16 protein-coding genes are annotated in these 16,668 nt (G+C 28.7%); 1 reads left to right on the plus strand and 15 read right to left on the minus strand.

The window, feature by feature from the left end; all coding sequences use genetic code 11:
• Positions 1-89: 89 nt before the first annotated feature.
• From O6B72_RS04980 to yajC, 14 genes are all read right to left on the minus strand, one after another.
• Positions 90-932, minus strand: coding sequence for a hypothetical protein (locus O6B72_RS04980; RefSeq protein ID WP_269492408.1), 843 nt, complete (start codon positions 930-932; stop codon positions 90-92).
• A gap of 154 nt (positions 933-1,086) precedes the next feature.
• Positions 1,087-1,743 (minus strand): 3-methyladenine DNA glycosylase, encoded by a 657-nt coding sequence (locus O6B72_RS04985; RefSeq protein WP_269492409.1) that lies wholly within the window; start codon positions 1,741-1,743, stop codon positions 1,087-1,089.
• 6 nt (positions 1,744-1,749) lie between these two features.
• Positions 1,750-2,499, minus strand: a complete 750-nt coding sequence (locus tag O6B72_RS04990) for an ATP-binding protein (RefSeq protein WP_269492461.1) — start codon at positions 2,497-2,499, stop codon at positions 1,750-1,752.
• Positions 2,500-2,557: 58 nt separating this feature from the next.
• A complete protein-coding gene (locus tag O6B72_RS04995; protein ID WP_269492410.1) occupies positions 2,558-2,971 on the minus strand; it encodes a type II toxin-antitoxin system death-on-curing family toxin in 414 nt (137 codons plus the stop codon).
• Complete coding sequence (locus tag O6B72_RS05000) at positions 2,972-3,181, minus strand: hypothetical protein (protein ID WP_258298691.1); 210 nt, start codon at positions 3,179-3,181, stop codon at positions 2,972-2,974.
• A gap of 15 nt (positions 3,182-3,196) precedes the next feature.
• A complete protein-coding gene (gene mfd, locus O6B72_RS05005) occupies positions 3,197-6,157 on the minus strand; it encodes a transcription-repair coupling factor (RefSeq protein ID WP_269492411.1) in 2,961 nt (986 codons plus the stop codon).
• The gene (locus tag O6B72_RS05010) at positions 6,158-6,976 is read right to left on the minus strand and encodes a M23 family metallopeptidase (RefSeq protein WP_101636517.1); all 819 of its coding nucleotides are present in this window, start codon (positions 6,974-6,976) and stop codon (positions 6,158-6,160) included. It abuts the gene before it with no gap.
• A complete protein-coding gene (locus O6B72_RS05015; RefSeq protein WP_269492412.1) occupies positions 6,951-8,108 on the minus strand; it encodes a Mur ligase family protein in 1,158 nt (385 codons plus the stop codon). The genes O6B72_RS05010 and O6B72_RS05015 overlap by 26 nt, the downstream gene beginning before the upstream one ends.
• A gap of 16 nt (positions 8,109-8,124) precedes the next feature.
• A complete protein-coding gene (gene lptE, locus O6B72_RS05020) occupies positions 8,125-8,673 on the minus strand; it encodes an LPS assembly lipoprotein LptE (protein WP_269482719.1) in 549 nt (182 codons plus the stop codon).
• Positions 8,670-11,117, minus strand: coding sequence for a leucine--tRNA ligase (leuS, locus tag O6B72_RS05025; RefSeq protein ID WP_269492413.1), 2,448 nt, complete (start codon positions 11,115-11,117; stop codon positions 8,670-8,672). Before leuS ends, lptE begins: the two co-directional genes overlap by 4 nt.
• An 8-nt stretch (positions 11,118-11,125) precedes the next feature.
• A complete protein-coding gene (locus O6B72_RS05030; RefSeq protein WP_016645914.1) occupies positions 11,126-11,464 on the minus strand; it encodes a DUF6394 family protein in 339 nt (112 codons plus the stop codon).
• Between the two features lie 9 nt (positions 11,465-11,473).
• Positions 11,474-12,445, minus strand: coding sequence for a protein translocase subunit SecF (gene secF / locus O6B72_RS05035; protein ID WP_156847702.1), 972 nt, complete (start codon positions 12,443-12,445; stop codon positions 11,474-11,476).
• A complete protein-coding gene (gene secD, locus O6B72_RS05040) occupies positions 12,432-14,030 on the minus strand; it encodes a protein translocase subunit SecD (RefSeq protein WP_101636512.1) in 1,599 nt (532 codons plus the stop codon). Before secD ends, secF begins: the two co-directional genes overlap by 14 nt.
• Complete coding sequence (gene yajC, locus O6B72_RS05045; RefSeq protein ID WP_101636511.1) at positions 14,023-14,352, minus strand: preprotein translocase subunit YajC; 330 nt, start codon at positions 14,350-14,352, stop codon at positions 14,023-14,025. Before yajC ends, secD begins: the two co-directional genes overlap by 8 nt.
• An 11-nt stretch (positions 14,353-14,363) precedes the next feature.
• On the opposite strand from yajC, the gene O6B72_RS05050 reads away from it, so the two are divergent.
• Complete coding sequence (locus O6B72_RS05050) at positions 14,364-15,665, plus strand: apolipoprotein N-acyltransferase (protein WP_257876471.1); 1,302 nt, start codon at positions 14,364-14,366, stop codon at positions 15,663-15,665.
• Here O6B72_RS05050 and O6B72_RS05055 read toward each other — a convergent pair.
• Positions 15,655-16,572, minus strand: coding sequence for a DMT family transporter (locus O6B72_RS05055; RefSeq protein WP_101636509.1), 918 nt, complete (start codon positions 16,570-16,572; stop codon positions 15,655-15,657). The genes O6B72_RS05050 and O6B72_RS05055 overlap by 11 nt on opposite strands.
• Between the last annotated feature and the right edge of the window lie 96 nt (positions 16,573-16,668).

The following is a 16,668-nucleotide window of genomic DNA, read 5'->3' on the forward strand; positions in this document are numbered from 1 at the left end:
ATGTAAAACATAGCAAATCTGCCATTTAAATTTAAAAATTTTGAAATGTTTTTAAATTTGCTAATCCAATAAACTTTTATTGAAATTTTTTAAATGATAATTTCGCCCATAAAAAAGCATCTTAAATGTATATAAGAATCAATTTGTGGTGGGGTCTTTTCACTCCAGTTTTCTTGCGTAATCACAATCTCAAATTCATAAAAGTCATCAAATCCACGCATGCAATCAATGGTACAAACATATGCAAATTTATCACAAAAATCAAGTTTTAATTTTCTAATAGAGCTGATTTTTCCACAAACTTCATACTCATCAATATCACCTCCGCTGTTATCAAGTGGTAAAAATGCACTCATGCTACCAGTGTGCCAAGTCATAGCTTCTCCAACTTTTTTATCAAAAGCCTCGGCATATTTTTCATTTACGATAGTTTCTATCTTCTTATCTTTTAAAAACGAAGCTTTATAAGAAACGCCGTAAATTCTGGCTTGAAATTTTGTATTTGACTTATAAAACTCTCTATTTTCTAAAAAACTTGTATCATAAAATGTAATTTCATTGATATCTAAATCAAAACAAATTTGAGCGTCTACTCCGCTTTCCCAAACATTTACTTCGCTAATTTCCCCCCTGTAATTTAGTCCAATTTCATTAAAAAATGGATGAAGTGAAGCTAAAATATTTCGATTTTCGTTTTTTACTAAAATTGTAATTAATCCACAATTTGAGTTCATTTTTGGATAGATTAAACTTGCTCCATCATTAAATAAATTTTCACTAAAATATTTGTTTTTAAAATTTTGTTTAATGACAGAATTATTTATAAGCTCACCTAATATTTCAGGGTTTTTTTCTAAATCAACATCCACAATCTCAAGTCTTGAGCCTAAAAAATGTTCTCTTTGACTAAGCTTAAAAAACTCCTCATTCATTATAAATCCTTTAAATTTTAAAATCTTTTTTAAACCTATTAAAATGTTATGCTTTTATCAAAAAATGCAAATTTAATCACAAAAATAATTTAAATAAAATGTAGAAAATTTCCATATTTATGACTTCATAATATATTGATATTTTTATCTTGTTTTATATTAATTTTGCAAGTAAATTTTTAGCATGTTCTGAAAATTTATAGCCTTTAATATGTTCTTTTCCAAACTCGACAAAAAGCCCATGATATGCACAATATAACTCATTTAAACTTTTAAAATCATACTTTTTACTAAGCATATCAAAATCCACCCCACAAAGCCATTCTTGAGCTTCAAGATAACTTTCAAACTCATAGTTTAAAAAATTAAATATTTTTATCGTGTAGTTATCAACAACCATCTCATCACGCTCGCACGCGTAACATAAAATCGCACTACAACTCTCAGCTCCAATGCCTTTTTGAGAAATTAACCACTCTTTATCAACACTGTCTTTAAAATTTTCAAAGTCACCAAATTCCAAACTAATAGCACTTAATAAATTTTTAAGTCTTTTGGTTTTTACATTATTAAAGCCACTTGGTTTTATCAAATTTGCCAAAGTTTCATCATCTAAGCTTAAAATTCCCTCTATACTCAAAACGCGCTTATTTTTTAAGTTTAAAAGTGAGCTTTCAACATTTTGCCACTTTGTATTTTGGGTTAAAACTGCTCCAATTACTACCTCAAAAGTACCATAATTAGGCCACCAAAAGTGATTTTTCAAATTTATTTCATTATATAAAAGCTCAAATAACTCATTACTACTCATCTAATCTCACTTTTTACTATTTTTAAACTCATCTTTAAAAGTTAAATAAAACTGTTTTGCAACTCTTCCACTTCTACTTGCTCTAAGCATTGCAAATTGTTTAGCTTTTAAATGAAGTTCGCTAATATCGCCTTTAAAACACTTAAAATAACTATCGACTATGTCTAAATACTCATTAAATCCACCTTCGTAAAAGCTTATTTGAAGTCCAAATCTTTGAGCTAGTGAAAGCCTTTCATTAACAGCTTCTTTTTCGTGAATTTCGTTACTCATATTTTCATTTACCAAGTGTCTTCTATTTGAAGTGGCATAAATCAAGACATTTTTTGGCGGAAGTTCAATACTTCCTTCTAATACAGGCTTTAAAAATTTATAACTAAAATCACCATCTTCAAAACTCAAATCATCAATGTATATTATAAATTTGTACTCACTAATTTCTCTAATTTCATCTAAAATATCTATCAAGCTTTCTAAATCATGCTTTGAAACTTCAATTACTCTTAAGTTTTGATTAAAAAACATAGTAAAAACAGCCTTACAAAGACTGCTTTTTCCACAACCCATATCTCCCCATAAAAGCGCGTGATTCACACCTTTATTATCTAAGAAATTTTTAGTATTTTTTATAATTTCATCTTTTTGCCTATCAAGCCCAACAAGCAAATCAATATCTACAAAATCTATATCACTAACTTTTTTTAAAGCGTTTCTACTCTTTCTAAAAATAGCGGCTTTGGTTGTTGCCCACTCTATATTTTTTGAAATTTGAAAATTTTCATTATTAAAATTTGAAGTTTTAGAATTTGAATTATTAAAGCTTTTCAAAACCTGTGCCTTTTAAAATTTCAATTAAAATTTGAGTTAAATCATCTTTCGTTATTTTATTTTTATCTATTTTTATAGAAACATTTTCCATTTTTGTATAAAAATTTTGTATTAAAAACTCATTATTTGCAATATCGCTTTTATTGATAAGCATAAAAGCCATTCCAGCATAAATTGCAACTGCTTTATTGCCATTATAAAATGGATGGAATTTTATAATAGAATAAATTAAATGAGCCAATTTATCATAAAAAGTTAAATAATATTCATTATTTGTTATGTGTTCAAGTGCTGCTTCAAGGTAGTTTGCTTGAGTTTTATTATAGCCTTTTAGGCCATTAATCTCATCCATTATATCATCGTGCAAACTTATAACTTGTTTTATATCTAAATAATTCATTTAATCTAGCCTTTTAAAAATTTCTAAATTTTTGGGATTTTGTAAAGTTTTTCTCATAAAAACTCTTAATTCCTCAAATCTATTTTCACTAAATTTATGTTCATTAAGCCATTCCAAATAAAGCTTTTTAACTTTTTCAACTATTTCTAGGTCAAAAGAACTTAGTGAGCTTAGAAAATCCTCATCATTTAAGGCATAATTTATACGCATTTTATCTCCTTAAAATTATTTAGTTTTATCAAGTTTTCTTAAATATATTAAAATTGCTTCTAAGATATCATCATCATCTTTACTATTTGATTTTATAACAACTTTTGAATCATCGAGTTTTGTTAAAGTTATATTCATCTCATAGTTTGAAATTTGCTTAAAACCATGTTTTATAGCTAAAATTTTTATTATCATAAGCCAAAAAAACTGTTTAGAAAACTTATCTATTTTACCAAATCTATCCTCAACTTCAGCTTTTATATCATAAATTTCGCTCTCATCTTGAGCCTTACTTAATCTTTTATATAAATCAAGCCTTAGCCTATCTTCTTTTATAAACTCTGAGTTCAAAAAAGCATTTATACTAAGCTTTATGTCAACATTTGTAAGTGTGTTTGATTTTTTATTTAAAAGTGCATTTATCTCATCTTCAAGCATTCTTAAATATAAACTATATCCAATAGCTTCAATATGTCCACTTTGGGCTTCTCCAACTAAATTTCCTCCACCTCTGATTTCTAAATCATGATAAGCTAAAACCGAACCACTTCCTAAAAATGAATTACTTTCAAGCGCAACAAGGCGCTTTAATGAGTCTTTACTTAAGGCATTTTTATCTTCTATTAAAAAGTAACAATACCCTTGTATACTGCTTCTTCCAACCCGTCCTCGAAGTTGATGAAGATCTGCCATGCCAAATTTATTTGCATTATTTACTATCATTGTATTCGCATTTGGCATATGAATACCACTCTCTACGATACTTGTACAAAGCATTAAATCATACTCTTTATTTATAAATTTTTCTATTTCATTTTCTGTTGTTTTTTGTTCAATTTTTGAGTGCAAAACTAAAATTTTTAAATTTGGCAAGATTTCTAAAAGTTCATTTTTTACCTTATTAATTGAAGCGATATGATTATGAACATAAAAAATTTGCCCACCTCTTCTAAGCTCTCTCAAGATCGCCTCTTTTATAATTTTCTCATCAAATTCTTTAACAATAGTTCTAACATCTAATCTATCATCTGGTGGAGTTAGTAAGGTGCTATAGCTTTTAATGGAGCTTAATGCCATATTTAAACTTCTTGGAATTGGAGTTGCACTCATGCTTAAAAGATGGGAATTATTAGAAAGTTCTTTTAATTTTTCTTTTTGTTTTACTCCAAATTTATGCTCTTCATCTATGATTATAAGTCCTAAATTTGAAGCTTTTAAATTTAAAAGTGCGTGTGTTCCTATACAAATCAAAGGCTTTCCATCATTTAAAGCCTTTTTCAAGGCATTTTTACTTGCAGTACTTGTAAATCTATCACACTTATAAACATCTATATTAAACCCATTAAATCTCTCTTTTAAGGTTTGATAGTGCTGTGATGATAGAAGTGTAGTTGGCACAAAAAATAGAACTTGAAAACCATTTTTAATAGTTAAAAATGAAGCATTCATTGCAACTTCAGTTTTTCCAAAACCAACATCTCCGCTTATTAGCCTATCCATAACTTTACCACTTTGAAAATCTTTTATAATGCTATCAATTGCACTTTGTTGATCTTTTGTATAGACAAAACCGGCTTTACTTGTAAATTCTGAATACTCTTGTAAAATTAAAGGGTTATTTAAAGAAATAACTTTTCCTTTTATAAGTTCTCTTTTTGCAGCTAAAGCTATGATTTTAGAAGCTATTTCAAAAAGCTTAACTCTAACACGTTCTTTAATTTTTGCAAAACTTCCTTTTCCAAGCTTATCTAAAATAGCAGCGCCCGAGTCTGCGATATAACGATCAATTAAATTTAAATTTTCAACAGGAAGCAAAAGCTTATCATCATTTTGATACAAGATAGAAACAAACTCTTTTGTAGCTCCCATAACAGTGACTTTTTCAAGTCCTGCAAATTTGCCTATTCCATGGTTTTCATGCACGACAAAATCGCCAATTTTAAGTTCATCAATTACAATACTTGCTTTTCTTGTTCTTTTTTTAGATGCTTTTTTATTTAGAGAAATTATTATCTCATCTTTGCTTATTAAATTTAGGATTAAATCACTTTTTATAAGTTCTACATTATCGCTATTTTTAAGGTCAAAACTCTCAAATATCGCCTGGCTTGAAGCTAGTATTTTAATATGTTTTTCTTTATGAAATTCCAAAAGTTCATTTGAAAAAGTAATATCTAGGTCTTTATAAATTTTAGCTTTTGGCAAAACTTCTAAATTTTTAGGTATATTTAAACTCTCAAGCTCACTTTCTTTAAAGTCTTTTATGCTAATAAAACTGAAATTTTCTAAATAATTTATAAAGCTATCAATTGACCAAAATCCCAAAGAGTTCATATCATCAATCAAAGAATTGTTTTGCAAAGATTTGATCTTTTGACTCATCTTATCAAACTCATCTTTATTTAAATTCGCAATAAATGGCGAAATTTCTAAGCTTTCAAGTTCAAATTTATCACTTATTTGAGTGATTAGATCAAACTTTCTAATACTTTCAACCTCATCAATATCAAGTAAAATCCTAAAAGGCTCATCGCTATTTATAGGAAAAACATCTATAATCTCACCTCTAAAACTGATCTCTCCTTGCATTTGAACAATATCTACAACTTCATATCCAAGTCTTGAAATTTCATCTTTAAATTCATTTTGTTCTATTCTCTCACCAAAATTTATAAAAATTGATTTTAAATGAGACTTTGCAGGAAGGGGATTTAAAATTGTTTTAATAGGCGTTATTATAACTTTTTTCTTTGCTTTGCTTTTATAAAAGCTATTAAGCTCTTTGCTTATACCTATAAGCTCACCATAAAAAGATCTTAAATCGTCACCTTTTACAGCTCTAAAATCAGGCAAAATAAAACTTTCATACCCTGCAAATTTAGTAGCTTGAGAACATTTGAATGCCTCTTTGTCATCTTCACATATTAAAATATCTTTGTGGTTATTTAAAAAATACTCATAAACTTCGCTTTGCATTTAAAACTCCGAAATAGCTCTTAAAATCCCCTGCCAAGGAACTTTTCTCTCATCATAAAAAATATTATTAAATTTAATAAAACTAAGCGGATCAAGAGAGTGATCTAAAAATCTAACTTCATAGTGAAGATGTGGACCACTGCTAAGTCCTGTATTTCCACTATATCCTATAAGCTCACCTTTTCTTACCCACTGACCTACTTTGACAACATCTTTATCAAACATATGCGCATACCTTGTTTCAAAACCATAATTATGAGTTATGATGACTAAATATCCATATCCAGTATTTGATAGTGCGGCGTATTTTACAAAGCCATCGGCAGTGGCATAAATTGGTGTTTTAAGCTCAGCTCTTAAATCTATGCCATGATGAAATCTTGAAATTTTACTTATAGGATGAACTCTTTGTCCATAGCTTGAAGTTATGCCTTTATTTATGATTGGAAAGCTATTTGGAACTGATTTTATAAATTTGCTTTCCAAATTTTCAGCAACTGAAATATTTTTTGGTTTTTGCTCTTTTAAAGAGGTTTTACTTAAAGCAAGTGCAAGTTCTAAGTTATTTGGCTCTTCAGTTTGCTCACTATTTTTTTGAGAGTTTAACTCATTTTCTAAAATTTCATTTTGTGATTTTAAATTTATTAATTCATCTCTTACACTATTTTTTGAAAAAATTAAAAATATAGTCGTTAAAATTAAAACTAAAAAAATAGCAAAATTTAGAATAAGTATTAGCTTTAAATTTCTAAAAAAATTTGATGAGAACTCGTATTTCTTATTACCATTTTTATCAGTTATACTTATGTAAGTGTTCACAAAATTCCTCTACAAGCATAAATGATCCAAATAATAAATAATTTTCATCTTTTTTTAGACTTTGAAAATCAAGACATTTTATACCTAAATCATCACAGGTTTTTTTAATATATGGTGTGGCAAGCTCTCTATAGCTACTTTTATAATCATAAATTTGCACTTCCTTAATAATTGGTTTTAGGGTTTTTAATACGCTTTTATAATCTTTGTCTAAAAATGCATTATAAATAAGAGTAAATTTTTGATTCTTTAACTCTTTTAGTAAATTCTGTGCTGCAAGCTCATTATGACCAACATCAATTAATAAATTTTCATCAACCCTTTCAAGCCTGCCTTTTAAATTAAGTTTTTTTAGATTTTTCAAATCAGGATTTAAATTTAAAGCTTTTGCACCAGCTAATGCAAGACTTAAATTTGAAATTTGAAAATTTGCAAGAGCGTGTTTTTTGATATAGTTTTTAATTTCAGTTTTTTCAAGATTGGTTAAATTTTGACTTGCAAAACTTAAATTTGAATCTTTTTGCAAAGCTATATCTTTGGCAATTTTAACTGATATTTCATTCATATCATCATTTAAAATAGCTGTTTTTGCCATGCTTATTAGCTTTGTATGGCTTATCTTTTCTATACTATTACCTAAAATTTCCATATGATCAAGTCCAATAGGTGTGAAAAGAGATAAGCTCTTATCAAAACAATTTGTAGCATCAAATTCAGCACCCATACCTGCTTCAAATACCCAGTAATCGCAATCTTCAAATAAAATTGCAGCCAATAATGTGGCATATTCAAAATAAGAAAGTGAGTTTTTAAACTCATCACTTAATAAATTTTGTAGTTTATTATGAGCTACATTAAGCTCATCATCACTTACAATATCACCATTTTTATAAAATCTTTCATTAAATTTAAAAATATGTGGACTTGTATAGTGTCCTACTTTTAAGCCAAGGCTTTCTATTAAAAGTGTTAAAAATCTACCGGTTGAACCTTTACCATTTGTTCCAACTATATGAACAATTGGCTTTAAAGTAATTTTGGCTCTTATATTATTAAAAGCTCTTGGCATTCTTTCATAATCTATTTTTTTATAAAAAATTGGTTTATTTTTAAGATATGTTTCTAAACTCATTTAGTATTTTTTTAACCTACTTTTGAATATTTTCATGATTTTCATTTTTTAAGCCCTCTATTGATAAAGCCGCTATAAACTCATCAAAAGCTTGCAAAGAAGCATTTTGTATGGCACTATATCTTTCTTGATCACTTATAACTGAGCTTGTATCTCTTACACTTTTTAAAAGCTTTGTAACTCTAAAATCATGATCGCCAGCTCCTTTTAAATTTATAACCCTTCCATCTTTTAACTTAGTTTTAAAATTAAGACTTAAATTTGCTCTATAACTTGTAACATAGCCATATTGATCATAAGTTAGGGCTGAAAAATTAAGAGAGCTTATAGAAACTTCTATATAGCTTTGAGCTACATTTCTTGAGGCCAATTTTTTATGCAATCTATAAACAACACCTTCTCTAACAGCATCTTTTATAGCAACTGTATTTTGCGGATCTGTCTTGCTCATAATAGCATCTACAAAAATACTATCTCCTAAAATATCAGAAGTTATTTTAGAAACTGGCTTGTAACCACATCCAACCATAAAAAATAAAGCTAAAAAAAGTGCTATTTTTTTCATTTTATCACCAAATTTACTAACTTTTCTTTTACATAAATTTCTTTTATAATGGTTTTATTTTCAAGCCATTTAGCGACTTTTTCTTTGGCTAAGCTTATGATTTCATCTTGGCTTAGGTTTTTATCGACCTCTATTTCAGCTCTTCTTTTTCCATTTACTGTAACTGCCAAATTTAATGTATCTTTTACAAAAACCTCATCTAAAATTTCTATTTTAGAAAAATTCTTCCTATTAAATAACTCATCACTTAACTCATTTGCAATATGCGGCACAATAGGTTCAAGTAAATTTAAAATTATCCAAAATCCTTCTGTTAAAACATCTTGATTGTTTTGCGAATTTAAAGCATTTAGCGCTTCCATCGCGGCTGCTATTAGGGTATTAAAAGCAAAACTTTTTGTATAAACTTCATTTGCCCTACTTAGTGCCTCGTAAACTTTTAATCTTGCATATTTTTCCTCTTTATTTAAAGAAGCATGATTGATTTTTGGAATTTCGTTAGTTTTATAAGCATTTACGCTTCTATCATAAAGTCTATTTAAAAACTTATAGGCTCCCTCAACAGCGCTATCATTCCATTCAAGTTCTTTTGCAGGCGGAGCAGCAAATAAAATAAACATTCTTGCAGTATCGGCACCATATTTTTTGATTATTTCATCAGGATCAACTGTGTTTCCTTTGCTTTTACTCATTTTAGCACCATCTTTTAAAACCATACCTTGTGTTAAAAGATTAGAAAATGGCTCGCTATCTCTTAAATAACCCAAATCCCTTAAAGCTTTTTGAAAAAATCTTGCATATAAAAGGTGTAAAATCGCATGCTCAATTCCTCCGATATACTCATCTACATTCATCCAATAATTTACACTTTTTTCATCAAAAGCTGAGCTCTGCCAAGTTTTTTCATCGCTTGCAAATCTAGCAAAATACCAACTACTTTCAAAAAAAGTATCCAAAGTATCACTTTCTCTAACTGCTTCTTTATGGCATTTTGGACAACTACATCTTTTCCAAGTAGGATGTTTATCAAGTGGATTTCCCTCACCTGTTATTTTTATATCTTCTGGCAAGGTTACTGGTAAATTCTCCAAAGCTTCTGGAACAAGACCACAAGTTTTACAATGAATCATTGGAATTGGTGCGCCCCAATATCTTTGGCGACTAACCCCCCAATCACGAAGTTTAAAATTTTCAACCTTCTTGCCAATTCCTAAATTTTCAAATTTAGCTATAATTTTTTCTCTTGCGTCCTTGCTTTTTAGTCCTGTAAACTCATCAGAATTAACTAAAATTCCATCATCAACAAAGGCTTTTGAACTATCGTATTTACCATCTTGTGGTTTAATGCTTTGTTTAATGGCAAGGTTAAATTTACTTGCAAACTCATAATCTCTTTCATCATGAGCAGGAACTGCCATAACAGCGCCATCTCCATAATCAGCCAAAACGAAATTTGCAAGCCAGACAGGAATTTTTTCATTAGTTAGTGGATGGATAACATATAAATTTAAAAATACTCCATCTTTATCGCTTTCTTGTCTTTGTCTTGGGCTTTGTTTTAAAATGGATTTTATCTTTTTAGTTGTTTCTTCATCAAGTAATTTTTTATTTAAAAGCTTTTCAACTACTTTATGTTCAGGTGCAACTGCGGTATAACTTACTCCATAAATTGTATCGGCTCTTGTTGTAAAGACTTTAAATCCAGGAATTCCATCAAGTAAATTCTTACTCTCTTCATCGAATTTTAAGAAAAATTCTAACCCCACACTTTTACCAATCCAATTTTCTTGCATTGTGATAACTTGAGGTGGCCATTTTCCCTCTAATTTTTTTAAATCATTTAAAAGCTCGTCCGCATAATCAGTAATTTTTAGATAATATCCTGGCATATTTTTTTGTATTACTTCATGCCCACAACGCCAACATTTTCCATCTTCAACTTGCTCATTTGCCAAAACTGTTTTATCATTTTCACACCAATTTACAACGGCATTTTTCCTATAAACAAGGCCTTTTTCATACATTTTTATAAAAAACTCTTGCTCCCACTTCGTATAAAGCGGGTCTGAAGTTGCCAAAAGTCTTTTTTTAGAAAAACTTAATCCTAAACTGTCAAGTTCTTTTATCATATAATCAATATTTTCATAAGTCCAAACTCTTGGGTGAATATTATGCTTAATGGCGGCATTTTCAGCTGGCATTCCAAAACTGTCAAAACCTATTGGGTGTAAAACATTAAAGCCTTGATTTCTATAATACCTTGCCATAGCATCACCAATAGTATAGTTTCTAACATGCCCCATGTGAATTTTTCCACTTGGATATGGAAACATACTTAAAATATATTTTTTTGGCAAAGAATAATCATCTTTTGGCTCAAACTCACCGTTTTTTAACCAAATTTCTTGCCATTTTTTCTCTATTTCTTTAGCTTCATAAGCCATTTTTTCTCCTAAAATTCATCTTTATATTTTGCTGCTTCTATAATAGTTAAAACTATTGAAAAAAGATTTGCAAGACCTGCGCCTATAACTAATGAATAAATAAGATTCATATTTGGATTTACAATATAAATTATAAAAGCTGGAATTAAATGCAAATCTGCAACCACAGAAGCTGCAAAAAGCTCTGTGGAAAGTAGATTTCTAACACCTATTTTTAAAAGAGTTGAAATTAAATTTATACTTGCAGCGACAAATAAAGCAACTCCGCTATGCATGTATAAATACCCTGCAATTGTGGTAAAACTCATCAAAGTAAAAAATACATGAACAACTCGTCCCCAATTCATTCTAACTCCTTAAAGTGTGCCTTTTTCATACATTGCACGCATTTTTTCTTTTTCTTTTTTTCTTTTTTGTTTTTCGGCTAAAAATGCACGATATCCTTTTACGCTAAATTTAAAGAAAATTAAAGCCTGACTTGCGATGAAAACTGAGCTATAAGTTCCAAAAATAACTCCTACCATAACAATAGAAGCAAAATCATTTATCATATCTCCACCAAATAAAAATAGCACAACAACACTTATTAATGTGGTAAATGATGTTAAAACAGTTCTTGATAAAGTTCTTGAAACTGACTCGTTAATAACTCCATTTATGGACTCTTCTTTACTTTCTTGTATGCCCTCTCTAATCCTATCAAAAATAATAATAGTATCATTTAAAGAATAACCAATTATAGTTAAAATTGCAGCTAAAGTGTCTAAATTTACATCTATTTTCATTAAAGAGATAAAACCAAGAACAACTAAAATATCATGCACTTCAGAAAGAACTGCAGCAAGAGCAAATCTCCACTCAAATCTTGCACCAAGATAAATAAGTATGGCAATAAGTGAGATAATAACCGCCATTAAGCCACCTTTTTTTAGTTCACTTCCAACTTTTGGCCCAACAACATCAACTCTTCTTATCTCAAAATTTCCAGTATCTTTTAAAATTTTACTAATACTAGCACTTACATCATTTCCAAGTGATTCATTAGATCCTGAGTATCTTATAGTAATTTCTTCACTGCTTCCAAACTCAGTTACACTTGCACCTTTTAACTCATTTACTTGATTTAATTTATGCCTAATATCCTCAATTGGAGCTTTACTATCATATTTTATTTGAATTAAAGTTCCACCTGAAAAATCTATTCCGAATTTTAACCCTTGAGTTCCTAGTAAAAAAATAGATCCTAACATCAAAATCAAAGAAATTGCAAAAAATAGGTGCCTAACACCCATAAAATTATAAATTTTATCTTTATCAAATATTTGCATTTTCAGCCTTTCTAACTTTGTAACCAAACCAAAGTTTTGTATTTTTGCTTCTTTCCATCTTATCTGCTAGTAAATCAAAAATTCCATGTGTTCCTAAAATTGCTGTTATCATAGAAGCTATTATACCTATACTCATAGTAACGGCAAAGCCTTTAACCGGACCTGTTCCATAAGCATAAAGCACAGCTGAAGTTATCAAAGTAGTTAAGTTTGAGTCGATGATAGCACTCATTGCTTTATGATAGCCTTTTTCAATGCTATTTTTTATGCTATTTCCATGCCTAAGCATCTCTCTAATTCTTTCATTAATGATAACGTTTGCATCAACTGCCATACCAACGGTTAAAATTATACCGGCCATTCCAGGAAGAGTTAAGGTAGCTCCAAAAAGTGCCATTATCGCAACTAAAAATAAAATATTTACAACTAATGCAATATTTGCTACAACTCCAGCAAGACCATAATAAAGCACCATAAATACCACTATTAAAATAGATGCTAGAGCTAAAGCAAAACTACTTTGTTTTATACTATCAGCACCAAGGCTTGGCCCAATAGTTCTTTCTTCACCCATTGTAACAGGAGCTAAAAGAGCCCCACTTCTTAATGCAATTGCAACATCTCTTGCTTCTTCCATGGTAAATCCACCACTTATTTGGCCACTTCCACCACCTATTCTTTCATTTATTCTAGGTGCAGAATATACCTTATCATCCAAAACAATAGCAAGTCTTTTTCCTACATTGCTTCCTGTAAAATCACCAAATATTGCAGCACCTTCAGAGTTAAGTGTGAAATTTATAACTGGTTGATTTGCTTGATCAAATCCAACTCTTGCATCAACAAGCATTGAACCATCTAAAACTGGAAGTTGCTTTACAACATATTTTTGTTCAGAATTTTTAGCATCGTTTAATATAATATCACCAAAACTTGCGGCTTGAGCCTTAGTTAAAAGATGAGCTCTATCTTGTCTTTTATCATCAAGTGCCATAAGTTGTAAATGAGCTGAAGTTGCTATTAAGTCTTTTGCACGTTGCTTATCTTCATTGCTCTTAACTCCTGGAATTTCAACTAAAATATCTTCTTTTCCCTGTCTTGCAACTGTTGGCTCACTTAAACCAAACTGATCTATTCTGTTTCTTATAGTCTCAACAGCTTGATCAATAGCGTATTCTTTTGTTGAAATAACTTCATTTTCAGTTAAAGAAACATTATAAATTTGACCATTTTTTTGGATATTAAGCCCTGTTATTTTATTTAAAATGGCATCAAATTTATTCATCTCATCTTTATCTAAAACTTCAAACTCAAAGTAATTGCTTTCAATTTTTAAGTCACTATATAAAAGATCTTCTTTACCTGCTGAATAGCTTAAACTCGATGCTACGGATTTAATCTTAGAACTTATTGCTTCATCTAAATCAACATTTAAAAGCATATGAAGTCCACCCTGTAAATCAAGTCCTAAGTTTATTTTTGGCATTTTGTCAATTTGCAAAAAAGAAGGAATTGAAAAAATAACAGAAAATACAAAAGTTATTATTAAAACAATAAATCTATATGTAACTTTTCCACTACGCATTTTTTGTCTTTTCTTGTTTTTTAGAGTCTTTCTCTACTTTTGGTGCCTCTTCTAATCTTTCTATTTTTCTTGCTACGCTTGTTCTTGCGATCTCAACAATTGTGCTATCATTAAGCGAAACTTTGATAAAATCATCACCTGGTTGTATAACCGTACATTTAAGACCACCAGAGGTTACTATTTTATCGCCTTTTTGAAGTCCTGCAAGCATTAAAGCATGAGCTTTTGCTTGTTTTTGCTGTGGCCTAATAAGTAAAAAATAAAAAATAAGACCAAAGATTATGAAAGGAAAAAATGTCCCTAAAACGCTTCCTTGTTCCATGTAAATCCTTTATGAAAAATTTAATAAAGCGTTATTTTACCACAAATGAAATTATAAAAGGCTTTGTTATATCTGTTTTTATCTCAAATTTTATATTTTTAGGCTTTTTGTCTGAAAATTTTGGTGGAATTTTTGATAATTTGTTTTTAGAATTTATCTCGCCATTTATCGCAATATATGCCTTTTATAAGTTATTTAATTGTAATAAAATTGTATTTTTTTTTACAGGATTTTTTATAGGAATTTTATGGTTTTATTGGATTAGTTTTTCTTTAAAATTTTATGGACTCAGATTTTTAATACCTTTAGAAATTTTGTTTATAGCTTTTGTATATGGAATTTTGTTTTTAATATGTGGCTGGCTTAATAATAAATTTTATAAAATGGTAATGCTACTTTTAATAAGTTATTTTTATCCATTTAACTTTAATTGGCTAAATTTGGAATTAATTTTAATGCCTGGTATTTTTGAGCCAAATATTCGCGGTTTAGCTTTCATATTTTTAGGAATTGTCGCTCTTTATGAGATAAAAAATCAATTTAAAAAAGCTTTTATTTTTATAGTTTGTCTTTGCCTTTCTCTTCAAATTTTTGAGAATTACAGCTATGATTTTGGCTTTAAAACTAAGCTTGTAAATACAACTATCTCACAAGATATAAAATGGCTAAATGAGTATAAAAATCCACAAATTAATGCAGTTTTAAAAGAAATTGATGAAGCAATTGATAATAATTTTGAGTTTATTATCTTTCCTGAAAATGCTATTGTGGCTTATTTAAATTTAGAGAAAAATTTAGAAAAAGAGCTAAAAGAAAAATCTTTTAAAATTTCTATTTTAACCGGAGCTTTAGCTTTTGAAAATAATCAAATTTACAACTCAGCTTTTTTATTTCAGAATGGAAAAATATCGCGTTTTGATAAGTATATTTTAGTTCCTTTTGGAGAAGAAATTCCTTTACCAAATTTTTTAAAAAATATTTTTAATAAAGTTTTTTTTAACGGTGCAGAGGATTTTACAAAGGCAAAAAATTTAAGCTTTTATGAAATTAATGGTGCGAAAATAACAAATGCCATTTGTTACGAAGCTACTCGCCCCGAAATTTATAAAAACTCACCAAATTTTGTAGTTGCCATCTCAAATAATGGCTGGTTTGTGCCATCAACTGAGCCTTTTTTACAAAAAACATTAATAAAATATTTTGCCACAAAATATAACACAACAGTTTATCACAGTGTAAATGGTAGTAAAAGTGAGATTATAAAACCAAAAACTATGTGGATAAAAAGAGTTTTAAAAAGTCTTAATCTTTAATTTTTTTCTCATAATTTGCAAAAATAACACTTATTAAAATAATTAAAACTCCTATAATTTGAGTTAAATTTACATTTTGATTTAAAAAAACATAGGCAAAAAATATAGCTGATGGAAGCTCAACTGAAGTTATTATCTCTCCAATTCCTGGGCGCAATTTTTTCATATAATATGAAAATGTAACAAGTGGGACAATAAGAGAAAAAAATGCAGCCAAAAGACTAAATATAAAACTTTTTTCAAGCATTTTTAAATCTAAATTTTTTAAATCTGAGTTAAAACCAAAAATATTTAAAATAATAAATATAATAAAAATTGTTAAAAATGCCCCAAAGCACATAAATTTTGCCTTTATAATAGGATCTAAGCTTAAGGCTAAATTTTTAGTAAATTGGATAGTAAAAGCATAAGTTATGGCTGAAAGCAAAGCCAAAAAAGCCCCAAGATATGAAAATTTAATATTTTGATTTAATAAATCAGTTGCTAAAATGGTGCCAAAAATTATGCAAGCTACAACACAAATTTGATAAAGTGATGGCATTGTTTTATTTACAAAACAAGCTATTAAAATAGAAATCCAAACTGATTGCATAAGCAAAACAGCACTCACAGCAACACTTGTATGAATGAGAGAAATCATATAAAATGTATTTGTTAAGGCAATACTACTTCCACTTATAATTACCTTTAATTTTGTAATTTTTAAAATTTTATGATTATTGGCTAGAATTTTTACAAGCACAAAAAACATAATAAATCCTAAAAGAAACATACCGCAAAGCAAAACTCCACTTGTTACGCCATTTTTAAAAGCAGTATTGTATATGGTTGCGGGAATACCATAGCTTATGGCACCAATTGTTACAAAAAATGGAGCTAAATTTAAACCTTTATTATTTATTTTCATTTCAAACTATTTCACTTTTTTATATTTTTAAAATTAATGATGCTAAATTTATCAAAATTTAAGAATAAATTCAATACAATTCTACGTATGAACATA

The organism is Campylobacter ureolyticus (assembly GCF_027277485.1).
GTDB lineage: Bacteria > Campylobacterota > Campylobacteria > Campylobacterales > Campylobacteraceae > Campylobacter_B > Campylobacter_B ureolyticus_B.